This is a genomic window from Synechococcus sp. WH 8109, from assembly GCF_000161795.2.
Taxonomy (GTDB): Bacteria; Cyanobacteriota; Cyanobacteriia; order PCC-6307; family Cyanobiaceae; genus Parasynechococcus.
Genome location: NZ_CP006882.1, coordinates 1897252 through 1919580 on the forward strand (window position 1 = coordinate 1897252; position 22329 = coordinate 1919580).

Annotated in this window: 25 protein-coding genes; 9 read left to right on the top strand and 16 right to left on the bottom strand. The window is 64.2% G+C overall.

Going from position 1 to position 22329, the window contains the following annotated elements:
- Positions 1 to 8: 8 nt before the first annotated feature.
- The 4 genes from nuoH to Syncc8109_RS10260 are packed head-to-tail and all read right to left on the bottom strand — an operon-like array spanning position 9 to position 4405.
- Positions 9 to 1127 (bottom strand): NADH-quinone oxidoreductase subunit NuoH, encoded by a 1119-nt coding sequence (gene nuoH, locus Syncc8109_RS10245; RefSeq protein ID WP_198015291.1) that lies wholly within the window; start codon positions 1125 to 1127, stop codon positions 9 to 11.
- Between the two features lie 27 nt (positions 1128 to 1154).
- On the bottom strand, positions 1155 to 2345 hold the full coding sequence (locus Syncc8109_RS10250; RefSeq protein WP_006850123.1) for a citrate synthase: 1191 nt from the start codon (positions 2343 to 2345) through the stop codon (positions 1155 to 1157).
- A gap of 13 nt (positions 2346 to 2358) precedes the next feature.
- Positions 2359 to 2832: a phosphohistidine phosphatase SixA gene (gene sixA / locus Syncc8109_RS10255; protein ID WP_006849943.1), complete on the bottom strand. Its 474-nt coding sequence runs from the start codon at positions 2830 to 2832 to the stop codon at positions 2359 to 2361.
- A complete protein-coding gene (locus Syncc8109_RS10260; protein ID WP_006850666.1) occupies positions 2825 to 4405 on the bottom strand; it encodes a DUF3352 domain-containing protein in 1581 nt (526 codons plus the stop codon). Before Syncc8109_RS10260 ends, sixA begins: the two co-directional genes overlap by 8 nt.
- Positions 4406 to 4458: 53 nt before the next feature.
- Here Syncc8109_RS10260 and Syncc8109_RS10265 point away from each other — a divergent pair, with 53 nt between their 5' ends.
- Both Syncc8109_RS10265 and hrcA read left to right on the top strand, forming a co-directional pair.
- A complete protein-coding gene (locus Syncc8109_RS10265; protein WP_006851040.1) occupies positions 4459 to 4815 on the top strand; it encodes a rhodanese-like domain-containing protein in 357 nt (118 codons plus the stop codon).
- Positions 4815 to 5789: a heat-inducible transcriptional repressor HrcA gene (hrcA, locus tag Syncc8109_RS10270; RefSeq protein WP_006851780.1), complete on the top strand. Its 975-nt coding sequence runs from the start codon at positions 4815 to 4817 to the stop codon at positions 5787 to 5789. The genes Syncc8109_RS10265 and hrcA overlap by 1 nt, the downstream gene beginning before the upstream one ends.
- A gap of 10 nt (positions 5790 to 5799) precedes the next feature.
- On the opposite strand, the gene trpB is transcribed toward hrcA, so the two are convergent.
- Positions 5800 to 7056, bottom strand: a complete 1257-nt coding sequence (gene trpB / locus Syncc8109_RS10275; RefSeq protein ID WP_006851594.1) for a tryptophan synthase subunit beta — start codon at positions 7054 to 7056, stop codon at positions 5800 to 5802.
- Between the two features lie 99 nt (positions 7057 to 7155).
- Between trpB and Syncc8109_RS10280 the strand changes: the two genes are divergently transcribed.
- Both Syncc8109_RS10280 and cysC read left to right on the top strand, forming a co-directional pair.
- Positions 7156 to 7482 (top strand): translation initiation factor, encoded by a 327-nt coding sequence (locus Syncc8109_RS10280; protein ID WP_025362555.1) that lies wholly within the window; start codon positions 7156 to 7158, stop codon positions 7480 to 7482.
- Between the two features lie 31 nt (positions 7483 to 7513).
- A complete protein-coding gene (gene cysC, locus Syncc8109_RS10285) occupies positions 7514 to 8158 on the top strand; it encodes an adenylyl-sulfate kinase (RefSeq protein ID WP_006849672.1) in 645 nt (214 codons plus the stop codon).
- On the opposite strand, the gene Syncc8109_RS10290 is transcribed toward cysC, so the two are convergent.
- The 3 genes from Syncc8109_RS10290 to purE form a co-directional block, all read right to left on the bottom strand.
- On the bottom strand, positions 8118 to 9203 hold the full coding sequence (locus tag Syncc8109_RS10290; RefSeq protein ID WP_006850490.1) for an AI-2E family transporter: 1086 nt from the start codon (positions 9201 to 9203) through the stop codon (positions 8118 to 8120). The two genes, cysC and Syncc8109_RS10290, sit on opposite strands and share 41 nt — an antisense overlap.
- Before the next feature lie 293 nt (positions 9204 to 9496).
- On the bottom strand, positions 9497 to 9808 hold the full coding sequence (locus tag Syncc8109_RS12990) for a hypothetical protein (protein ID WP_006851766.1): 312 nt from the start codon (positions 9806 to 9808) through the stop codon (positions 9497 to 9499).
- Between the two features lie 37 nt (positions 9809 to 9845).
- Entirely contained in the window at positions 9846 to 10400 is a 555-nt protein-coding gene (gene purE, locus Syncc8109_RS10300) for a 5-(carboxyamino)imidazole ribonucleotide mutase (RefSeq protein WP_025362556.1), read from the bottom strand.
- Positions 10401 to 10411: 11 nt separating this feature from the next.
- Here purE and Syncc8109_RS10305 point away from each other — a divergent pair, with 11 nt between their 5' ends.
- Together Syncc8109_RS10305 and bchM are read left to right on the top strand one after the other, a co-directional pair.
- Entirely contained in the window at positions 10412 to 11599 is a 1188-nt protein-coding gene (locus tag Syncc8109_RS10305; RefSeq protein ID WP_006850552.1) for a hypothetical protein, read from the top strand.
- A 27-nt stretch (positions 11600 to 11626) separates the two neighbouring features.
- Positions 11627 to 12340, top strand: a complete 714-nt coding sequence (gene bchM, locus Syncc8109_RS10310; protein ID WP_006851433.1) for a magnesium protoporphyrin IX methyltransferase — start codon at positions 11627 to 11629, stop codon at positions 12338 to 12340.
- Here bchM and Syncc8109_RS10315 read toward each other — a convergent pair.
- The 3 genes from Syncc8109_RS10315 to Syncc8109_RS10325 are packed head-to-tail and all read right to left on the bottom strand — an operon-like array spanning position 12304 to position 14549.
- Positions 12304 to 13263: an RNA pseudouridine synthase gene (locus Syncc8109_RS10315; protein ID WP_025362558.1), complete on the bottom strand. Its 960-nt coding sequence runs from the start codon at positions 13261 to 13263 to the stop codon at positions 12304 to 12306. The two genes, bchM and Syncc8109_RS10315, sit on opposite strands and share 37 nt — an antisense overlap.
- A complete protein-coding gene (locus tag Syncc8109_RS10320; RefSeq protein WP_006851185.1) occupies positions 13260 to 13997 on the bottom strand; it encodes a response regulator transcription factor in 738 nt (245 codons plus the stop codon). The genes Syncc8109_RS10315 and Syncc8109_RS10320 overlap by 4 nt, the downstream gene beginning before the upstream one ends.
- 39 nt (positions 13998 to 14036) lie before the next feature.
- A complete protein-coding gene (locus Syncc8109_RS10325) occupies positions 14037 to 14549 on the bottom strand; it encodes a hypothetical protein (RefSeq protein ID WP_006850504.1) in 513 nt (170 codons plus the stop codon).
- A 26-nt stretch (positions 14550 to 14575) separates the two neighbouring features.
- On the opposite strand from Syncc8109_RS10325, the gene Syncc8109_RS10330 reads away from it, so the two are divergent.
- Positions 14576 to 15748 (top strand): cysteine desulfurase family protein, encoded by a 1173-nt coding sequence (locus tag Syncc8109_RS10330; RefSeq protein ID WP_006852038.1) that lies wholly within the window; start codon positions 14576 to 14578, stop codon positions 15746 to 15748.
- Here Syncc8109_RS10330 and rsmH read toward each other — a convergent pair.
- Entirely contained in the window at positions 15745 to 16629 is an 885-nt protein-coding gene (rsmH, locus tag Syncc8109_RS10335) for a 16S rRNA (cytosine(1402)-N(4))-methyltransferase RsmH (protein WP_006850921.1), read from the bottom strand. The two genes, Syncc8109_RS10330 and rsmH, sit on opposite strands and share 4 nt — an antisense overlap.
- Positions 16630 to 16683: 54 nt before the next feature.
- On the opposite strand from rsmH, the gene Syncc8109_RS10340 reads away from it, so the two are divergent.
- Positions 16684 to 17868 carry an NAD(P)H-quinone oxidoreductase subunit H gene (locus Syncc8109_RS10340; RefSeq protein WP_006851474.1) on the top strand — a complete coding sequence of 395 codons (1185 nt, stop codon included), beginning with the start codon at positions 16684 to 16686 and terminating at the stop codon, positions 17866 to 17868.
- A 386-nt stretch (positions 17869 to 18254) separates the two neighbouring features.
- Entirely contained in the window at positions 18255 to 18713 is a 459-nt protein-coding gene (locus Syncc8109_RS10345) for a thioesterase family protein (RefSeq protein WP_006851920.1), read from the top strand.
- 196 nt (positions 18714 to 18909) lie between these two features.
- Here Syncc8109_RS10345 and Syncc8109_RS10350 read toward each other — a convergent pair whose 3' ends face one another.
- From Syncc8109_RS10350 to menA, 4 genes are read right to left on the bottom strand one after another with little or no spacing between them, the layout of a single operon-like run.
- Entirely contained in the window at positions 18910 to 19146 is a 237-nt protein-coding gene (locus Syncc8109_RS10350) for a TM2 domain-containing protein (RefSeq protein ID WP_045172821.1), read from the bottom strand.
- Positions 19147 to 19173: 27 nt separating this feature from the next.
- Entirely contained in the window at positions 19174 to 20367 is a 1194-nt protein-coding gene (locus tag Syncc8109_RS10355; RefSeq protein ID WP_006850008.1) for an AMP-binding protein, read from the bottom strand.
- A complete protein-coding gene (gene menC / locus Syncc8109_RS10360; RefSeq protein ID WP_006849840.1) occupies positions 20364 to 21332 on the bottom strand; it encodes an o-succinylbenzoate synthase in 969 nt (322 codons plus the stop codon). The genes Syncc8109_RS10355 and menC overlap by 4 nt, the downstream gene beginning before the upstream one ends.
- Positions 21329 to 22273 (bottom strand): 2-carboxy-1,4-naphthoquinone phytyltransferase, encoded by a 945-nt coding sequence (menA, locus tag Syncc8109_RS10365; protein WP_006851806.1) that lies wholly within the window; start codon positions 22271 to 22273, stop codon positions 21329 to 21331. The genes menC and menA overlap by 4 nt, the downstream gene beginning before the upstream one ends.
- Positions 22274 to 22329 lie beyond the last annotated feature (56 nt).

Here is a 22329-nt window from a genome sequence, read left to right on the forward strand (position 1 = left end):
AGGAAAACTTAGCCGCCGAACGCAACGGGAAAAGCGAGCTTGAGAGCTGCTGTCACCAGAAGGTTCACCAGGGAAAGGGGCAGCAGGAACTTCCAGCCCAGATCGAGCAGCTGGTCAATACGGACGCGGGGGGTGGTCCAGCGAAGCAGGATCGCCACGAACACCAGCAGATAGGCTTTGAGCACCGTCATCACGATGCCAACGGTGCCCGTGATCACCTGCACCACGGGGGCATCGATGGGCTGGTTCAGCCAGCCGGCGAGCCACTCCACAGGGATCGGGAAGCCCCAGCCACCGAGATACAGAACGCTGACCAGAACGGCAGAGAGCACCAGGTTGATGTAACCCGCCAGGTAGAAGAGGGCAAATTTCATGCCCGCGTACTCGGTCTGGTAGCCGGCAACCAACTCTTCCTCAGCTTCGGGAAGGTCGAAGGGAAGCCGCTCACACTCGGCCAGAGCACAGATCCAGAAAATCAGGAATCCCACCGGCTGACGCCAAATGTTCCAGCTCAAGATGCCGGCACCGGTCTGCTGACCAACGATGTCAACCGTGCTCAGCGAGTTGGTCATCATCACGATGGCCAGCACCGCCAGAGCTAGGGGAATTTCGTAGCTGATCGATTGAGCTGCGGCCCGCAGTCCCCCGAGCAGCGAATACTTGTTGTTGGAGGCATAGCCGCTCATCAACAGGCCGATCGGCTGAATGCTGCTGAAGGAGATCCAGAGAAAGATCCCCACGCCCACATTGCTGATCAGCAGGTTCTGGCCGAAGGGAATGATGAGCCAGGAGATGATCACCGGCACCACCACCAGCACCGGGCCGAGGGTGAACAGCAGGCTGTCGGCCCGCGCCGGAATAATGTCTTCCTTGACGAGCAGCTTGAGTCCGTCGGCCAGGGGCTGAAGCACACCCAGGGCACCGGCATATTCCGGACCGATTCGCTGCTGGACAGCGGCGGAAATTTTGCGTTCCAGCCACACCGAAACCAACACACCCACCACTGCAGCCACCAGAACAAGCAGCATCGGCAGCGGCAGCCACAGCAGTCTCGCCACCTCCGGGGAGAAGCCAAACCCTTGCAGGGCCTGGCTAAAGCTCAATTCCAGGTCCAGTCCCGGACTCACCATGGTGTCGACGGAAGTGGGTGCAACTTAGGCGGCCGGAGCCGAGACGCGCTCCTCAATGGGCATCCAGGAGCGTGGCTGGGATCCGGAGTAGATCTGCGAAGGCCGGAAAATCCGGTTCGCCCCGAGCTGCTCCCGCCAATGGGCCAGCCAGCCGGCAACCCTGGCAATGGCGAAGACCGGCGTGAACAGATCCCTGGGAATACCGAGCTTGCGGTACACCAGGCCCGAATAGAAATCGACGTTGGGGTAGATGCCTTTGGGGCCGAGGCGAGACGCTGCTTCTGCTTCGATCGCCCGGGCCACGTCGTAGAGGTCGTCATGGCCGAAGCTGGCGAACATCTCCTCCACCAGGGCCTGCAGGATCACGGCACGGGGATCCTTCACCTTGTATTCCCGGTGGCCGAAGCCCATGATTTTGCGCTTGGCAGCTATGGCCTCATCCAGGAAAGCGCCTGCGTTCTCGGGACTGCCCACCTGCTCGAGCATGGCGAGGACATCTTCATTGGCGCCGCCATGGAGTGGGCCAGCCAGGGTGCCGACGGCTGAAGCCACCACTGCGTAGGGGTCGGTGAGGGTGCTGGCGGTGACGCGGGCACTGAAGGTGCTGGCGTTGAGGCTGTGCTCGGCATGGAGCATCAGGCAGCGATCAAAGATGCGCGCCGCCAGGGGATCCGGCTCACGTTCGGTGAGCATGTAGAGGAAATTGGCGGAGTAGGCCAAATCATCCCGGGGCTGGATTGGGTCCTGGCCTTTGCGGATCAGCTGAAAAGCGGCCACCATCGTGGGGATCTTGGCGATCAGCCGCACCACCGCGTCATAGATGTACTGAGGGTCGTCGATCGCCCGGCGCGAATAGAACAGCCCCAGGGAAGCGGCACTGGACTGCAGCGCGTCCATCGGGTGCCCGCTGGCCGGGAAGCACTTCATCATGTCTCGCACCCGGAAGCTGACCCGCCGGTGCATTTGCACCGCGTGCTCAAACTCCGCCAACTGGTCGCGGCTGGGCAGCTCTCCCCAGATCAGCAGGTAGGCCGTTTCCAGAAAGCTGCTATTGGCCGCCAGATCCTGCATCGGGTAGCCGCGATAGGTGAGCAGCCCTTGCTCTCCATCGATGTCGCAGATCGCCGACTGGGTGGCCGGCACGCCATCTAGGCCTGGACGCAGTTCGATCCCGGTCCGCGCATGGCGCAGGTCGCCTGTCTGCTGCTGGGCCACCGCCTGATTGCCTCTAGAAGCAACCTAAATCGTCAATCAACAGTGCTGGTCGAAGCAAGGCCTTCAACTGCCACTGGCCCGCGGAATGACGCAGCTGGATCACGCCGGCTTTCTTCAGCACCAGGGCACCCGGGGCACACCCCAGAAGACCGCAGGCCAGATCGCCAAGATCCGGCTCATGGCCGATCAAGCCAAGCCGTTCATCCAAGGCGGTCACCAGCATGTTGAGGGCCCCGCCCGGCTGGAGCCGTTCATCCACCGCAAGCTCAGAAGCGAGCCCCGCATCCAACGCCAGTTCCGCCGTTTGCAGAGCCCGGCGATAAGGGCTGGACAGCAGGCGATCCAAGCGCAGCCCCCGTTGCACCAGGGCCGCCATCACCCGCTGGGTTCGCTGACGGCCAGCGGCGTTCAGGGGGCGATCCGGATGGTCCTGGCCCCCCTGGCGGGGTTCGGCGATGCCATGCCGCAACAGAACCAGGTCAGCCAAGTTCGAGCCGGGCGTGCAACGGAATCTCGGTACCGCCCTGCTCCTGGCGATCAACATCGACGGCCAGCGCAAGGCCGCGGACCTGATCCTGGAGCGGACGCCCCGCCATCACCTGCAGCAGGGCCCATGGCCGCCATTGCCCCAACAGTGCCCGGGCCGGCTCATCCGCCAGCAGGAGGGCCTGCGCCGGTTGGGCGGAGGCTGTGAGCTCCTGCCACTGGTTCAAGCGGGGCTGGAGGGCACGCCCGTTCTGGCGCTGCGCCAGAGCCATCAGAGACTCGCCCCACCAGTTCAGCGCAGACGAGCGAACCTGAGCCACGGCCAATTGAGCATCCACCCCTGGCTGGCGTCCCCGCTGGCGCACCAGCCGCGTCCACACGCTCAACATCTCGCCATCGCCCTCCAGCTCAGAACGGGTCAGGCCCTGCTCCTGCAGACGCGTATCCACCGCATCCCTGGCGGGGCTTTGCGGGCGGCTGGCCAGCAACCAGCCCTCAGGTTGGTCCTGCCAAAGCAGAGGGCCTTCATCGGCCCCCACAACAGCCTCTGCCGCCGGCTGGTCCGCCAAGTGCTTCTCCAGCACCGGACCGAACCATTGGGCCAGCGGATGACTTTCGCTGAGATCCAGCAAACGGGCTGGACTCTGCAGCTGAGCCAGCCAGCGGGCATGGCCGCCGGCCGACGCCGTCAGATCCGTGAGCTCAGGCCAGGGGTCGGCGCCAAGGCCTTGCCGGAACCCTAGGCGCCCATCCACCGCCAGGGTTGAACCCTCTGGTCGCAGTGATGCCACGAGTCCGCTCAAATCGTCCCGTTGGGCTACTAGCTCAGGCAGCTGCAGCCAATGCTCAAGGGCATGGGGAGATGCCGTGAGCAGAGCCACGCCCTCGCCGAGCTCAGCCACCTGACGTTGCAGGCTTTGATCCCCCAGCTGATGCTGATCCGGAAGCTGGGAGACATCGAGGGCCTGCTCCAGCACACCCCTGCCTGAGGCCACGAGCAGCAGATCATCGTCAATCAAGGCCGTGGCCAGGGGTTGGGGGTCATGCCCCACCAACGCCCCCTGGCCACTGATCACACCGACACCGCGGTAACTGCTGATCTGCAAGTCGGTGCCCGCCAGGCTGCGGGTCTGCCAGAACCGTTGCAGAAAGCGCCGGGCGCCGTCGTCATCCCGACTGGTCAAAGCCAACACCCAACCGGTGAAGGAATCCCCGTCGGTGAGGCTGAGACTGACCTCTTCACCAAGCCAGGGCTCCAGCTCCAGACCGAACTGGAGGCCCGCCAAGGCAAAGACGCCTTCGCGCCACTGCCGGGCGCCATCACGGGCATCGCGGCGTTGGGAGGCAGGGGCAACGGCCTGGGCATAGGCCGGCAACCGTCCTGGATCGGCCAGCCAATGGAGGGACAGGTCAGCATCCCGGGGCACAAACCGGGCCGCCCGAGGCAGATGCAACGGCTGCTCTGCCAGCTGCAGGGGGCTCTGGCGGTTCATGGTCCAGAGCAGGCCAGCGGCCAGCAAAATCAGCGACAACAGCACAGCGCCGGCAGCGCTGAGGAAGGGGCGGGCCTTCATGGGCCGGCGGTCTCGGGTCGCCTCATCTTTGTCCATCACCGCAGAATGGCGCCATGGGCCAATCCCAACAACCACAACCAATCCAAGCCTCTGAACTGCAGCAATGGCTGCAAAGCCAGCGACCTTCACCGCAACTGGTGGATGTGCGCGAGGAGGCTGAGCTTGCGATCGCTGCCTTCCCAGGTGCGGTGCTGCACCGCCCCCTGAGCCAATCCAATGCATGGCTTGGAAAGCTGCAGGCCGACCTCAACCCCGATCAACCCGTCGTGGTGGTCTGCCATGCCGGCGTGCGCAGCTACCACTTCGGCCTGTGGCTGCTTGACCAACCCTGGGGCCTTGAGGTGTGGAACCTTGAGGGTGGCATTGATGCCTGGAGCCTTCAGGTGAACCCCAGCGTTCCCCGCTACTGATGAGTAAGCCCCTGTCGCTTCGGCAAAAACAGGTGCTTCAAGCGACGGTGCACCACTACGTCGACACGATGGAGCCGGTGGGCAGCCGCACCCTGGTGCAACGATTCGGCATCCCCGCCAGCTCCGCCACCGTTCGCTCCGCCATGGGAGCGCTTGAGCGCCGAGGACTGCTGAATCAACCGCACACGTCCGCCGGACGCGTTCCCAGTCCGATGGGTTACCGGCACTACGTGGATGCGCTGCTGCCCGAACCCGGCATCGCTGTTCAACACCTGGAACGGGAGCTCACCGGCCTCAGTCTTCGTTGGGCCGGTTTGGACGAGCTGTTGATGCATCTGGCCCGGCGGCTGACGGATTTCACCGGTCTGATGAGCCTGATCACCCAACCGCAGCAGGAGAACCAGCAACTTGAGACGATCCGTTTGGTGCCCAGCGGTGATCGACTGCTGGTGATGCTGGTGGAAGCCAACGGCCGCGCCAGCCACATCAACCTGCGTCTGCCCCACGGGGCTGAAACCGAACTCACCGCGATGGAACGCTGGGCGTCGGCCCAGCTCGAGCAGGGCGACCTGAACTGGGAAGCACTGCCCAGGCAGCTGCAACGCAGCGGCGCGGTGCTGCGCAACGCCCTTGAGCAGCCCACCCCCGCCAACTCCACACAGGTGGTGATGCATGGCCTTTCAAGGCTGGTGAGCGAACCGGAATTTGAAAGCACCTCCAGCCTTCGGCCGCTGCTGGAACTGATCGATGACCAACCCGCCACCTTGATCAGCCGCGGCGAATCCGCACGAGTATGGATCGGCGACGAACATCCTCAGCCAGCCCTAGAGGCCTGTGCCGTGGTTCAGGCGCCCTACCGCTGCAACGAGGGGCTCGGTCATGTGGCCCTGGTGGGGCCTATGCGGATGGCCTATGCCACGGCACGAGCCGCCGTGCAGCGAGTGGCCCGCCACCTGGAATTGCTACTGGCCTGAGATCCACTCCTTAGAGCTGATCCCCCAGCTTCTCCGCCACGGTGTTGACGTCCTTGTCGCCGCGGCCAGAGCAGTTGATCACCACTTCCGTGCCATCGGCCAGGGTGGGGCAAAGCTCCTCAAGCCAGGCGAAGGCGTGAGCGGTTTCCAGGGCTGGAATGATGCCCTCTAGCTCACTCACAAGGCGCAGGGCATCAAGGGCCTGTTGGTCGGTGACTGCGGCGTACTCAGCACGCCCGATCTCCCGCAGGTAGCTGTGCTCCGGCCCCACTCCGGGGTAGTCGAGACCTGCACTGATGGAGTGGGCCTCCATCACCTGACCGTCGCCGTCCTGCAGCAGCAGGCTCATGGCGCCGTGCAGCACACCGGCACTACCCTCGGTGATCGTCGCAGCGTGGCGACCGGTGGCCACACCATCACCGGCGGCCTCAACACCGATCAGCCGCACAGACGTGTCCTGCACAAAGGGATGGAAGAGGCCCATGGCATTGGAGCCACCGCCAACGCAGGCCATCAGCACGTCGGGCAGCCGGCCGAAGGCTTCCTGACACTGCTGCTTGGACTCCTCACCGATCACGGCATGGAAATCCCGCACCAACATCGGATAGGGGTGCGGACCAGCGACGGATCCAAGGATGTAGTGGGTAGTTTCGACGTTGGTCACCCAGTCGCGGATCGCCTCACTAGTGGCGTCCTTGAGGGTGGCGGTGCCGGCCGTCACCGGTTGAACCGTGGCGCCCAGCAGGCGCATGCGGAAAACATTTAGGGCCTGACGGCGCATGTCTTCAGCGCCCATGTAGATCACGCACCCCAGGCCGAAGCGAGCACAGACCGTGGCAGTGGCGACGCCGTGCTGCCCCGCACCGGTCTCGGCAATGATCCTCTTCTTGCCCATGCGCAGGGCCAGCAGGGCCTGACCCAGGGCGTTGTTGATCTTGTGGGCACCGGTGTGATTCAGGTCTTCCCGCTTGAGCCAGATGCGGGGTCCACCGTCGGCGCGGCGGTAGTGGGCGGTGAGACGCTCGGCCTCATACAACGGTGTCGCCCGCCCGACGTAGTTCTTGAGCAGGCGGTTGAGCTCGGCGGTGAAGGCGGGATCGTTCCAGGCCTGGGCCGCTGCTTGCTCCAGTTCCGCCAAGGCCGGCATAAGGGTCTCGGGCACGTACTGGCCGCCGAATCGTCCAAAACGACCATGGGCACCGGGGCGCACCGCTGGCTGCAGGCTGGAGGGATCCGGAGTGCTGGCGTTGGGCAGGGTGCTGGTCACGGATCCACGGCGGAGCGTCGGCTCAGCGTAAGCAGGCGGTCACGCCGTGGGGCGCCGCATCGGCGGTCATCGACAATGCAATCCGGTTGCGATGGGTGGATGCCGAAGGGAGGCTGGGAGGAATTCAGCAGCGCCGAGAGCCTGCAGCGACCGAGCGGCCCTGCGGCGGAGCCCACAGCCAAGGCGCAGCAAATGGTGCGGGTGCAGCCCACCCGTGGTGGCAAAGGTGGCAAAACCGTGACGGTGATTCAGGGCCTGGAGCTGGATGCTGCGGGCTTCAAGGTGCTGCTGAAGAAGCTCAAAACACGCATCGGCAGTGGCGGGACCGCCAAGGACGGCGTGATCGAACTGCAAGGAGATCAGGTGGATCTGGCACTCGAGCTGCTTAGCAAGGAGGGATACCGGCCGAAACGGGCTGGGGGCTAAGGGAGAATGGCCGCCACTTCATGCCGTGGCCATGACCGCCAGCCCCACCTACGGAGAGCTCACCGATAAAGGTGCGTCCACCAACATTGCCTGGCATGAGGCCTCCGTGGGCCGCGACGATCGCTCGCAGCAGCGCGGTCACCGCAGCGCCATTCTTTGGTTCACCGGACTCTCCGGCTCCGGCAAGAGCACTCTTGCCAATGCCGTCAACGCAGCCCTGTTTGAACGGGGACTCGCCACCTATGTGCTGGATGGCGACAACATTCGCCACGGCCTCTGCAAAGACCTGGGCTTCTCCGATGCCGACCGTGAGGAGAACATCCGCCGCATCGGTGAAGTGGCCAAGCTGTTCCTGGATGCGGGCGTGATCGTGCTGACCGCCTTTGTTTCCCCCTTCCGCGCTGACCGGGACAAGGCCCGGGACCTGGTGGAGGACGGCGACTTCCTCGAGGTTTTCTGCGCCGCTGATCTGGAGGTCTGCGAATCCCGCGACCCCAAAGGCCTCTACGCCAAAGCACGGGCGGGGCAGATCAAGGAATTCACCGGCATCTCCAGCCCCTATGAAGCACCGGAAACGCCCGAACTGAAGATCGACACCGGCAAGCAGGATCTGGCCTACTCCGTGGAGCTGGTGATCAAAGCGCTCCAGGAGCGTGGGGTGATTCCGGCCGCCTGAGTTCGCCGTCGCCAGCCCTGGCTGCATCCGCCAGGGTTTTTATGCAACTGGCCACCGGCACCGCCAACAGCAGTCCCAGCAGATCCCCCACGCCAAAGAGGGCGCCTACCCGGGCACCGATGGGCAGAGCGATCAGCAACCAGGCCGGTTGCAACCCCACGATGCTGCCCATCAGCCGCGGTTGGATCACCTGATCCACGATCTGACCAACCACGATCGCCGCGGCAAGCAGCTCAAGGCCTGTGCGGGGGTCCTGAACCGCCAGCACCGCACTCACCGAGACGATCGACACGGCACTGGCATAGGGCACCAGGGTGGTGAAGCCGATAAGCACAGCGAACAATACGCCGTAGGGAATGTTCAAGGCGGTGAACACCAGAAGCTGACCGCCACTGAGGATCAGCGCCAACACAACCTGGCCAGCGAAATAGCCGCGAAAGGTGCGCTCAAGGGTCATCTTCACCAGATCCCGCCAACGGTCGGGCAGCCAACGGGCCAGACCGTCGACGATCGGATCCGCCCCAAGCAGCAGAAAGACCGCCAACACCAACACGATCACCACATTGATTGTGGTGCCCACCGTTGCGCCAAGCAGGCCCAACAGACGCTGGCTCAACTGCGTGGCCAGACGACTGAACTGGGCCACCAGATCGCTGCTGAGGTCAGCGAAATCAGCCGGCAAGCCATGATCCAGGGCCCAGAGCTGACCCCGATCGATCCACTGCTCCGCCGCCGTGAGCAAAGACGGCGAGGTACTGATCAATTGACTGAGTTGTTCAATCAACAGCGGCACCAGGGCCACAGCTGCCCAGACCAGAAGCCCCAGGGTCACCAGGACCACGCTGACGATGGCCCATGCGCGGGGAAGACCCCGTTGCGCAAGCCAGCGGCAGGGCAGGTCCAACAAAAAGGCGATTAAAGCCGCGGTGAGGAACAGCCCGGGGAATGGGGCGAACTGCACCAGCAAACCCTTCAGCACAAAGGCGTTCAAGCCCAGTACCGGCAGCAGAAGACCAAGCCGCAACCAGGCCGGCCAAGGCGTCATTGAGACGATGAAGCGAATCGATCAGTGCTGCTCAAGGGAGGCCGGCATAAAGGAGGAACTGACGTAATGGCACCAAAAACTGAGCCAAGCGGCAATCCCGAGGGACTTGAATCCCTCCTCAAAGATCTGCACCGTCTCGTAGGAATTCGGCCAAAGCCCTTGAGGTGATCGGTCAGAACCGACATGCCCAACAACACCACGGAGACCAGAAAGGTGTAGCCACCGAGGCGCCGCAGGGGGCCACCGAAGCGAAACAGCAGCAACCCGGTAAAGAAGGCGTAGGTGATGTCAAGTCAGTCCTCACCGAGGTAGCGATCATGCACCAGGAACATGTCGTCGAGGCAGAGCCAGAGCGAGAAGCCACCCCCACAGAAGGCGAATTGACGTTTAAGAACGGAGCCCTGGATCTGCCGAGTGGATGCCGCAAACAGGGCGATAGCCGCCGCCATCCAGAGCAGATAGCCCACACTGGAGAGGACACCTTTCTCCAAAGGGGCGTTGCAGGCCTGGGACAAATCCCTCAACACCAGCTTGGCGCTGATGCCCTCAGCACCACTCCAGACCAAGGCAACCGCTAGGCGATGGCCGCAGGCACCACCGCCCAAAGCAGCGTGGATCGCAGGGTGGAACGAACGGGAACACTCATGAATTCATCTGAGAGAGGTAATCCGTGCTGCCCAGATCAACCAGGCGCGCATCCTTGGCGACCACAGCATCGTGGAGGCTGCTGCGGTAATCCTCAAGTTTCCGGGCCAAGTCAGAGTTGGCCACCGAAAGGATCTGCGCCGCCAACAACCCAGCATTGAGGCCCCCACCGATGGCGACGGTGGCCACCGGAATCCCCCCCGGCATCTGCACGATCGAGTGGAGGGAATCGACCCCGGACAGCGTCCGGCTTTTCACCGGCACGCCGATCACGGGCAGGGTGGTGAGGGCGGCCACCATGCCAGGAAGATGGGCCGCCCCGCCGGCGCCGGCGACGATCACCCCAAACCCCTGACCCCGGGCCGCTTGAGCGAAGTTCACCATCTCCAAGGGGGTGCGATGGGCCGAGAGCACCCGAACCTCCACCTCCACCCCCAATTCGCGCAGGATGGCGGCGGCGGGTTCCATGGTGGGCAGGTCAGAGTCACTGCCCATCACAACGGCAACACGGGGGAGCACTGGCGGCACAACGCAGAGTGGCAAGACTGCCATCGTCTCCCCCCATGGCTGCAGAAGCCAGTGTTGCGTTGATGCAACAGATCACCAACGTTCGACTGCCGGGTCCCCTGCCTGGGGACGGAGACCAGCGCTATGCCATCGACCTGGACGAGCAGGGGCTGATCTGCCACATCGACGCGATGAGCACCGAGGCGCAACAAGAGGCTCAACAAACCGATGCGGACTGGAACGGCGACTGGCTCAGCCCCCGGGGTGTTGACCTGCAGATCAACGGCGGGTTGGGGCTGGCCTTCCCGGAACTGAGCGGGGCGGATCTACCCCGGCTGGAGCAACTGCTCGAGCTGCTGTGGCGCGATGGGGTCGAAGCGATCGCCCCGACCCTGGTGACCTGTGGCATCGCGCCGCTGCGCCAGGCCCTGGCTGTGCTGCGGCAGGCGCGGGACCTGCACAGACCCGGCCGTTGCCGGCTGCTGGGGGCCCATCTGGAGGGCCCCTTTCTGGCCGAAGCCCGCCGCGGTGCCCATCCCCGCGAACACCTGGCCAGCCCCAGCTTGGAGGCTCTCGAGGAACGAATCGGTGGCTTCGAAACGGAGGTTGCCCTGGTCACCCTGGCCCCCGAACTGGAGGGAGCCGCTGCGGTGATCGGGCGACTGCGGGAGATGGGCATCAGCGTGGCCCTGGGCCACAGCACCGCCACTGCCGAACAGGCCAGCACCGGTTTCGATCAGGGGGTGGCCATGCTCACCCACGCCTTCAATGCCATGCCGGGGTTGCACCACCGGGCACCGGGGCCACTGGGGGAAGCCTGCAGGCGCGGAGGGGTTGCCCTAGGGCTGATCTCCGATGGCGTGCACGTGCACCCCACGATGGCGGTGCTGTTGCAACGGCTAGCGCCGGAACAAACGGTGCTGGTGAGCGATGCGCTGGCCCCCTACGGCCTAGCCGACGGAGAGCACCGCTGGGACGAGCGGGTGCTGCTGGTGGAGAACGGCACCTGTCGCCTCGAGGACGGCACCTTGGCGGGGGTAACCCTGCCGCAACTGGAGGGGGTGAAACGGCTGGCCCGCTGGGGTGACGCCCCCAGTGCTGCGATCTGGAGCGCCACGGTGGCGCCGCGGCGGTTGATTGGCGATGCAACGGGGTGCATGGACGCCCTGATGGGACAGCCACTGACGCATCTGCTGCGCTGGCACCAGAAAAAAGGTGATCTTCACTGGACCTGCGCTGCTTAAGATCCCGCCGACGCAAACTCTTCCGCCATGGCCCCCGATCAACTGCTGGAGCAGAAACAGGCCGAGAAGGAGGAGGTTAAGGGCTACTTCGAAACCACGGGTTTCGACCGCTGGAACCGCATCTACAGCAACAGCGATGACGTGAACAAGGTGCAGCGCAACATCCGCATCGGTCACCAGAAAACCGTGGATGAAGTGCTGGCGTGGATCAAGGAGAGCGGAGAAGTCAGCCAGGCGAGCTTCTGCGACGCCGGCTGCGGTGTGGGCAGCCTGAGCCTGCCGCTGGCGGCGATGGGGGCGGGTTCGATCAGCGCCAGCGACATTTCCGAGGCCATGGCCCAGGAAGCCGAGCGCCGCGCCCGCGAAGCTGGCCTCGACATGGCCAAGCTGAACTTCTTCGCCAGCGACCTGGAAAGCCTGAGCGGCTCCTTCCACACGGTGTGCTGCCTGGATGTGTTCATTCACTACCCACAGCAACCGGCCGAGGAGATGGTGAAGCACCTCTGCAGCCTCACCGAAGAGCGGCTGATCGTGAGCTTTGCGCCCTACACCCCGCTGCTGGCGCTGTTGAAGGGCATCGGCCAGCTGTTCCCCGGCCCCAGCAAAACCACCCGGGCCTACACCCTCAAGGAAGACGGCATCGTGAAAGCAGCGGAGGCCTGTGGCTTCAAGCTGGTACACCGCAGCCTGAACAAGGCACCCTTCTATTTCTCTCGCCTGATCGAGTTTCGCAAGGCCTGATCTCCCTCATTTGGGGGATCCACCTGGAGATTGATCTCCCTCAAGTTAGGGAGATCCGAAAGCCGCCAGGCATGCAAGCGGTAACCACCATCCCCGGGGGTTGAGCTTTCTGAAATCTCGCGATTATTTAGATAAAGCGGATCCCCCAGCAGCGGACTGCCCAGCTGCGCCAGATGAATACGGATCTGATGCGGCCGGCCGGTGGTGATCGTCACCTGCAGGCGATCACCACCGGCCGTGCGCTCCAACAGCTCCAGCTCGGAGTGGGCTGAGAGCCGTTTGCGGATCGGCACATCGTCGAACGGTTCCGGCCCCCAGATCCAGCCCAATAGCGGATGCGGCCGTTCCACCACATCACTGCTCACCGTCAAACACTGCCCCAACTCCAACCCGGGCACCTGCTGGCTCCAGGCCTGATAAACCTTGCGGCAACCGCCGTCGGGCCGGAACTGCTTTGACCAGAGGGCGCGGGTTTGCGGGGTGCGGGCACACACCTGCAGACCAGAGGTGAAGCGCCCCAGGCGGTGCACGGGCAGGGCCCCAGCGTGTTCAAGCAGGGCCGTGAGCGTGTGGCGCAAGAAGCCACCACCGGGCATCACCGGCAAACCGGAAGGCTTGTTGATCACCAACAGGTCGCCATCGTCGTGAATCGTCTCCCATTGATCGGGGATCGCCTGCTCCAACCAGGGCGGACGCCGCCAAAAGAGGGTCTCACCGCCATGCAAGGCTCGATCACCGGTAAGCAGCGCTCCGTTCCAATCCAGCTCACCGGCGGCGATCCGCTGCTGCCACACCGCCCTATCGGAGTGGCGATAGCGATCCGCTAGCCATTCGCTTACCAGCAGTCCAGCATCGGCCCGCGGCACCCGGTCGCGGTAGGTCCAACCGTCGTTGAACGCCGCCTCGCGCCAACCAACCTTCAAGTCACCAGCCGATGCTCCAGGGCATAGCGCACCAGTTCCGTGCGGCTGGAGGTGCCCGTCTTGTTGAACAGCCGACTCACGTACTTCTCCACATTGCGGATCGACGTCTCCAGCTGCCGGGCAATCTCCTTGTTCATCAATCCTTCCGCCACCAGCTGCAGCACACTCGCCTCCCGCGGCGTGAAGCTGTGCACCACCGGCTCGGTGGAGGGCAACGCTTCGGCCTGGGCCAACAGCGAACGGATCTCGGTGATCTGCTTGGCCATCTGGCCCATATCGGTATCAGCGAAGCGCGCCGCCTCCTGCAGCAGCCGTTGCTGGCGCTGGGCCACATTGCGCACCCGCGCCACCAGCTCATCGGGATCGAACGGCTTTGGGATGTAGTCATCCACCCCGGCCAAATAGCCCTGTGTGCGGTCCGCCGTCATGCCCTTTGCGGTGAGGAAGATCACCGGGGTGCCGCCAAGCCTTTCATCGGCGCGCAACTTCTGCAGGAGGCCATAGCCATCGAGCCGCGGCATCATCACGTCGCTGATCACCACATCCGGCAGCATCTGCTGCGCCTTGGCGAATCCTTCCTCCCCATCCACCGCGGTGGTCACCTCAAAGCCTTCGTCTTCCAGGTAGGCCTGCACAGCCGTGCGCAGACCCGGCTCATCGTCAACCAGCAACAGGCGCGGGGCGAGCGCCGCGGCCTCTGCGGATTCTGCGGTGGGGGTGGGCGCGTCGCTCATGGCTGGAATCGCTCTGGCCGCAATTTATGGAGAGCACGCTCAACGGGCCAGTGCGGGTAACTGCTCCTGCTGTTCGGGAATCAGGGTGGAAAAGCCCAGACCCAGGGCCTTCTGACGCAACGTGGCAGGGTCGGTTCCCGCCACCTCCGGCACGCAAGCCGCCCACCACACCAGGTGATCCTCCCGGTTCACGTCGGTGATCGGACCGCCGGGATTGAGGGTGCGCACGTAGACCATCGACGGCGTGCGTTTCACCCGGAAAGGCTTCTTGGTGGAGCAATTGACGCTCTCGACGTAGACGTTCAGATCCGACGCCGACTCCTCCCACAAGCTGTAGCTGCGGGTGTCGGGATTGAACGGGGCTGGCTTGACCGCATAAATCCCGATCGACAGGGTGCCGACGGGGGCCGGGCGTTCGATCAGCACCTTGAGATCGGCTGGCCGCGATCGCCGCATCTGCTCCAGCACCTGCTCACGATCGAGGCCATTGGCGGGTTGCAGGCACACCAGCCCGCCCAGGCCCAGCAGAGCCATTGGCAATCGCAGACCCATGCCAGTGCCATTCGCAATGCAGCACCATGATCGCAACATCTGCCTGCATCGTCCTGAGCGGCTCGGCTCTCGCCTTTGATTTCCAGGCCACCACCCCCTGTGCGGCCGAGGTGGTGAAGGCGATGGCGCCTTTCTGGAGTGCGGACTGGGGCAATCCCTCCAGCCGCCAGCATCGGCTAGGTCTCAGCGCCTCTGCAGCGGTGAAGCTGGCGCGGCGCCAGCTGGCGGAGGCGTTAGGGGTGAAGCCGGAACGGCTGGTGTTCACCAGTGGTGCAACCGAAGCCAACAACCTGGCGCTGCTGGGCCATGCCCGCGCCCTGGGGAGAGGCCATCTGATCAGCGTGGCCACCGAACACCACGCCGTGCTCGATCCGCTCCGGCAACTGCAACGGGAAGGCTTCAGCGTCACCCTGCTGACCCCGAGCCCCGATGGACTGATCAGCCCCGAGCAGCTGGAGGAGGCGATTACTACCGAAACGCGGCTGGTGAGCGTGATGGCGGCCAACAATGAAATCGGCGTGCTTCAACCGCTCGAACAGCTGGGTGCCCTCTGCCAGTCTTATGGCATCACTCTGCATAGCGATGGGGCCCAGGCCTTCGGGACGCTGCCACTGAACCCTGATGCCCTGGGGGTTGACCTACTCAGCCTCAGTGCCCACAAGCTCTACGGGCCCAAGGGCATCGGAGCCCTGGTGCTGCGAGAGGGCATCGCAATCGAACCGCTGCAATGGGGGGGCGGCCAGGAAGCGGGGCTCCGGGCCGGCACCCTGCCCACCGCCTTGATCGTGGGCTTTGCCGCCGCCGCCCGCATGGCGCTGGAAGAGCGGGATCAACGGAACAGCCGGCTGCAGCAGCTGCGCGATCAGCTCTGGGAAGGCCTGCAGCAACGCCTCCCTGGCGTGCTGCTCAATGGAGCCATGGCCCCACGACTGCCCCACAACCTCAACATCAGCCTGCCCGGGGTGAACGGCAGCCGCCTGCACCGGGCCCTGCGCCCCCACTTGGCCTGCAGCAGTGGCTCCGCCTGCAGCAACGGTGCCCCGTCCCACGTGCTGCAAGCGATCGGCCGCTCGCGCGCTGAAGCCGAAGCCTCTCTGCGGCTCAGCCTGGGGCGCGAGACCAAAGCCGCCGACGTGGATCAGGCCATCACAGCGATCACCGACGCCGCAACTGCCGCCGGGTTCCTCAGCGGTCGCTAAACAGGGTTCAAACGCTGGGCCACCCGCAATTTGGCACTGCGACTGCGGGGATTGGCCTCTTCCTCCTGCTCGGTGGCCACGACAGGCTTGCGGGTGATCCGTTTCAGGCGTTCATCGCGCAGGAAAGCGGTCTTGACGCGGCGGTCTTCCAGGGAATGGAAACTGATGATTCCCAGCAAGCCCTCGGGCTCAAGCCAGTCAGGAGCCTGCTGCAGCAGCCGATCCAGCACCCCAAGCTCATCATTCACCGCAATACGCAGGGCCTGGAAGGTGCGGGTGGCGGGGTGAATCCGCCCCCGCCGCGCCTTTGGGGGATAGCAACCAGCCACCGCGTAGGCCAAGGCCGCGGTGCCCTCATAGGAGCCCTTGTCCTTAAGGTCGGCTTTGATCCGCCGGGCGATGCGGCGGGAGAGCCGCTCCTCTCCATAGCCATAGATCAGATCTGCCAACTCGTTCTCCTCCAGGCGATCAATCAGCTCAGCCGCGGTCTCACCTTCACCGCTGGCATTCATCCGCATGTCCAAGGGACCATCCAGGCGAAAACTGAAGCCCCGCTCCGCCACATCCAGCTGCGGGCTGCTCACCCCCAGATCCGCCAACACCATCACGGCGGGCTCGGGCGGCACGTAGTCGGCAAAGTTGGTGGCCACGATCGAGACGCGAGCGCCGAAGGGGGCCAGACGCTCCGCCGCCGCAGCCCGGGCCGTAGCGTCCTGGTCCAAGCCGATCAGGCGCAGGCTCGGATGCTGCTGCAGCAATCGGGCGCTGTGGCCGCCGCCGCCGAGAGTGGCATCGATCAACAGACCATCCGGACGCGGGATCTGCCGGGCCGCATCCAGCACCGCATCGGCCAGAACAGGCTCATGGCTGAAGGGGGGCACAAGCCACAGGGGAAGACTCCTTAAGATCTACACACTGATCGGACCACCGCTCCCATGACGCAGCTGGAAACGCGCACGGAGCCCATGGTGGTGAACTTCGGGCCTCACCACCCCTCAATGCATGGGGTGCTGCGGCTCGTGGTCACACTCGATGGTGAGGACGTGGTCGACTGCGAACCGGTGATCGGTTATCTCCATCGCGGCATGGAGAAAATCGCCGAGAACCGCACGAACGTGATGTTCGTGCCCTACGTCAGCCGCATGGACTATGCGGCAGGGATGTTCTACGAAGCGATCGTAGTGAACGCCCCGGAAAAACTGGCGAACATCCCAGTACCTAAGAGGGCGAGCTACATCCGGGTGCTGATGCTGGAACTCAACCGCATTGCCAACCACCTGCTCTGGCTTGGACCATTCCTGGCGGACGTGGGAGCCCAGACCCCGTTTTTCTACATCTTCCGCGAGCGGGAGATGATCTATGACCTCTGGGAAGCCGCCACCGGCCAGCGGCTGATCAACAACAACTATTTCCGCATTGGCGGCGTCGCCGCTGACCTGCCCTGGGGATGGCTGGAGAAATGCCGTGATTTCTGCGACTGGTTCGGCCCCAAGATTGATGAATACGAAAAGCTGATCACCAACAACCCGATTTTCCGGCGCCGGATTGAAGGCCTGGGAACGATCGAGAAGGAAGACGCCATCAACTGGAGCCTCTCCGGCCCGATGCTTCGCGCCTCCGGTGTTCCCTGGGATCTACGCAAGGTAGATCACTACGAGTGCTACGACGACTTCGACTGGCAGGTGGCCTGGGAGCAGGAAGGCGACTGCTACGCCCGCTATCGCGTGCGCATCGAAGAAATGCGCCAGTCGCTCAAGATCCTGCGCCAGGCCTGCGACATGATCCCCGGCGGCCCCACCGAAAACCTTGAGGCCAAGCGTCTCAACGAAGGCAAGGGCAGCGACGCCGCAGGCTTTGACTTCCAGTACGTGGCCAAGAAGGTGGCGCCCACCTTCAAGATCCCCAACGGCGAGCTTTACACCCGGCTGGAATCAGGCAAGGGCGAGATCGGCGTGTTCATCCAGGGCAACAACGACGTGACTCCCTGGCGCTTCAAGATCCGTGCTGCCGACAGCAACAACCTGCAGATCCTTCCCCACATCCTCAAGGGGCACAAGGTGGCGGACATCATGGCCATACTCGGTTCCATCGACGTGATCATGGGATCGGTGGATCGCTGATCTCTGAACCGGTTTCTACGGCGGTTGCAATACACCGGATACCCACTGCCCGCGACTTTCACTGGTGCGCTATGGATCAAGTGACTGCATCCAGGCCCGCCTGGCCTGAGCAGCTCATTGCAGTGGCATCTCTTCGGCCCAGTTGTTGCCGGAGGTCTGGTCTTGTGGAGTGCAGTCGCGCTCCATCAACGCCGACTGTTCCACCCCAGCCGCGAAGCAAAGCCTTCATCGGCATAGGCATTGCACTGGTCGCCTACTGGATCGTTCGGTTGAGACTGAGCTACGGATTTGGATTTGTGGGAGGTCTCGGATTCCCCGCACACGGATGAAGCCTTGATCAAGATTGAGAATCGAACACATTCCGTTCCATCCCAACGCAACAGTCCGTGCCCTCCCCCGACCACTGGCTTCAACTCAAGCGCCACGTCCGCTTTGGCGACACCGATGCTGCAGGCGTGATGCACTTTCACCAGCTGCTGCGCTGGTGTCATGAGGCCTGGGAAGACAGTCTCCAGCGCCACGGAATTGCAGCTGAATCAGTCTTCCCAGGCTGCCGAGGGCAAGCCGCATGGCCTGACATCGCTCTGCCTGTGGTGCACTGCGAGGCGGATTTCGTCAGGCCGGTGCACGGCGGTGATTGCTTGCAGGTTCTGCTCGAGCCGCAGCGTCTCGACCCGGGCTCCTTTGAAGTACGAAGCCGGTTCCAAATCGATGAGATCGATGTAGCCCGGGGCTTAATCCGGCATGTCGCCATCTCCACGAACACGCGCCAGCGCTGCCCTCTGCCTGAAGCGATCGATCTCTGGCTCGAGGCCTCCGGCATGGGACGACTCAGCAGCCTTTAATCGGGCGCACGCTGCAAAGCCCAAATCAGCGCAGCTCATCGCAGCGGCAGGAGACAGGCTGCCCTCACCAGAGGGTGAAAGCCAGACTAAGCAGTGTCAGAGCAGGCAACAAAGCTGAACACAGCCGCCAGAAACAAGCCAGCCATTGAAGCCGAGTGACGACCGAAATAGCTCACCACTAAAACCAAGGCTTTTGCTAGTCTAAATAAGACTCACGGACCTCATCTGTGGCCTTAGTGAGATAAATTATGCCCTCAAGTAAGCCAATCTTTGACATCAAACCCGTTGCGACACCGCAAGCAAGAAGGCCGCCCGTGAGACTTACAACCAGCATGACGATCGCGACATTGTTGCAACCGAGAACAAATTTATCAATACCTAATGAGCCTAAAAAAATCCCTAGCAATCCAGCTGCGAGCTTCTTATTGCTGATCTCGTTCTTAACAGAACAGCAATGTACTTAAGGCATTTCTGCAGAGTCTTGCGACTGCAACCAGTTCTTCCAACGCTGGCGTTGCCATTTCCCCGCTTCCGTTGGCTCCAACCCTGCGCAGTGATGCCAAGCCATTGGTCGTTCAGCTGGCATCCATGAAGCCGTCATCGCCCTAAAACGAACTTCCAGCCGAGACCATTCATCCATGGGAACGGGCCCTTCCTCCAAGCGAATCAGGGCCACCAACCTCTGCCCCCACAGCGGATCGTCCACACCAAGAAGCAGCACGGCATTCACCGGGAGCGATGCCGCCTGCAGCGCCACCATCAAGCGCTCCTCCAGCTGCTCGGGGAACACGGTTTCTCCACCGGAGTGGATGGCGCCATCGATTCGCCCCGCAATCTGGAGGCCTGGGGTCAACGCGGCCTGATCCCCGGAGCGCCACCAGCCATCGCCATCCCCGAGCGATTCCCACCGATCCGGCTGATCCGCCCGCCAACAACCCAAAGCCAACCGATCGGTGCGCACCTGAAGCGCCCCATCAGCGGCCAGCCGCAGCTCCACATCCACCAGCGGGTCCCCACACCCGGGCTCGCCGGTCAAAAAGCGGTCCGGCGGGAGCGCCGCCACCATCGCCGCCGTCTCCGTCGACCCATAACAGGGCGCCAGCGGCAGCTGCAAGGCACGCGCCTGATCCGCCAACGGCGCCGGGAGAGCAGCACCACCGATCCAGATCAACTGCAGCCGCTGCAGAAAGGCCACCCCATCGGGATGGACCAGCAGGCGCGCCAGCTGCGTGGGCACCAACGACAGCACGGCAGGGTTCTTGCCCCAAGCCGGCAAACCCTGACAGAACGCGAGCAGTTCGATGGGGGTTTTCATCAACCCCGGCGTCAGTGACTGATGCCCCGCGCCCCAGCAGCGGCTGCGCCACCAGGGCATCAGACCACTCACATGGGCCAGCGGGAGAGGATTGAGCAGCAGGGTGGACGCGGGGTCCACGCCGATGCCCGTCAACCAACGGGCGGTGGCGGCGGCCGAACGGTCCAGATGCAGCGACGGCTGGGCGCAGCAACGGCTGCCGCCACTGCTGCCACCACTGCGCACCAGCACCCCCGGGCCCGGAGGCAACTGAGCGATGGGGGCCGCTTCCGCCTCGGGCGATAGGGGCATCCACTGCCCCACCGCAAGCCCCTGCTCCAGCCGCTTGAGCTCGCTCATGCCGCCGCAGCCCAGACCTGCTCTGGATCGTTGGAGAACATCGGCCCCGCTGGCGTCCAGCCGGGGGCCAGACCCGGTGCCGCCGGCGTGGGCCCCTGGGCCTGAAGACCGGCCAGATGCTCCAGCCAGCGCCGACCAATACCGGTTTCAAACGCTGTGCTCAGCATCCGTTGGGGCAGCCCCGCCTGCAGCTCCCGCAACAGCAGGCGGGGATCGCCCTCCAGCGCGGGCCGACGCACCTGCCAGCCGCTCCAGCTGCGGCGCAGCTCCGGGTTCTGGTCAAGGGATTCATCGAGAGCCACCGGCCCCAGCGCCGCTAACTGCTCCAGGCCGGCTTGATCCTCCACCACCAGCGGCTGCTCCAACCAGTCCAGGCGCGGGTCATCGCGCAACCGCTGCATCCAGGCCTCAGCCGTGCTGCGGTCCCAGCCGCCATTGGCATCCAAACGCAATCGGGCCGTGGGCGGCAGCCGCTGGAGCAGCTGCTCGAGCAGCTGCCGCTCCAGGCCATCCGGCGCCGTGGCCACCTTCCACTTGAAGGCGCAGCTCTCCAGGCCACCCATCGATGCCGCAGCAGCCTCAAGTGCCGCAGGCATGGCCTCACCAGCCGGCAGCAACAGCGCAGGGGCAGGAGCCTTGAGCCAGCCCTGGGGCGAAGCAGCACCCACCACACCCTGCAGCTCCGCCAAGGCCGCCCCAAGGCCAAAACCGATCGGCCCTGGAGCCACCCGCAATACAGCCTCCAGCTGAGCCTGAGGAAGCTCGTCCGGCAGCGCAGCGAGAGCCTGCTCGCAGGCCGTGAACTGCTGCTGCTGAAGCGGAGCCACTTCGCCCCAGCCCACGGCCCCCTGATCGTCATCCAGCCGCAGCAACCAGCCGCAGCGCTCCCGCAGCTCGCCGGCTGCGGTGCGCAGCGGCTGCAGCAGGGCAAAGCGGAAGCGGCGACGCTGCAGTCGGAGCGTCATCCGCCTGTCCAGACGCGCGCCAGAGCCAGGCCCGCACTCAGCCCCAGACCATTCCAGCCCTGAAAGCGCAAGGCCAAAAACTTGCTGCCGCTGATCAGCTCCGGCCGGTCGTGGTGGCGCTGGAGCAGACGCATCAGCTGCACACCGGCAGGACAACCAAGAGCGCTCAACAACACCGTCGGAGGCCAGTCCCCTTGCAGCACGGGCACCCACTCCAACGCCAGCGTCAAGGCCACAAGCCAGGGCACCAAGGCTGCCGCCCGGGCCGTGCCCAGACGCACCACCGGCGAACGTTTGCCATGGGCAGCGTCCTCCTCCACCTGATGGAAGTGGGAGCAGAACAACACCAGGGTGGTCGCCAGGGCGGGGCCTGATCCCAAGATCCAGGCCGTGCCCCAAGGAATCGATGCTGCCCCCCGGGGCTGCAGCACCACAAGGGCCGCTGCGGTGGCAAAGGGCCCAAAGGCCAGCCAGCACAGGGGCTCACCCAGCCCGCGGTAGCCCAGGCGGAACGGCGGGCCCTGGTACACGTAACCCAGGCCACAGCACACCAACACCAGGGCCAGCGCCGCCCCGCTGCTGTTCCAGGCCAACCCGGCCATCACCAGCAACCCAAGCACCAGCGCAGCGGTCGCCCCCTGGGCGACACGGTCCCGGCGGCCGGTGAGGTTCACCACGGAATGCGGCTTGCCGGTGGCATCCACACCCGTGGCCGCATCAAAAACATCGTTGCTGAGGTTTTCCCAAAGCAACAGCAGGATGGCCGCCAGCACAAAGCCCCCCAACTGCAGCCAGCGCAGGGAGCCCGCCACCCCGAACTGCCATCCAGCCGCCAGAAACACAGGCATCACGGCGACGGAATACATCGGCCACTTGATCGCTGCCTTCCACAAACGGCGCCGATCGGCGTAACGGGATGCGACAGCCTGCGGCTCAGACATGGACAGGATCCGTTCCCGCAGGGCGAAGACTCATACATTTGAGCAGTAACCCTGGC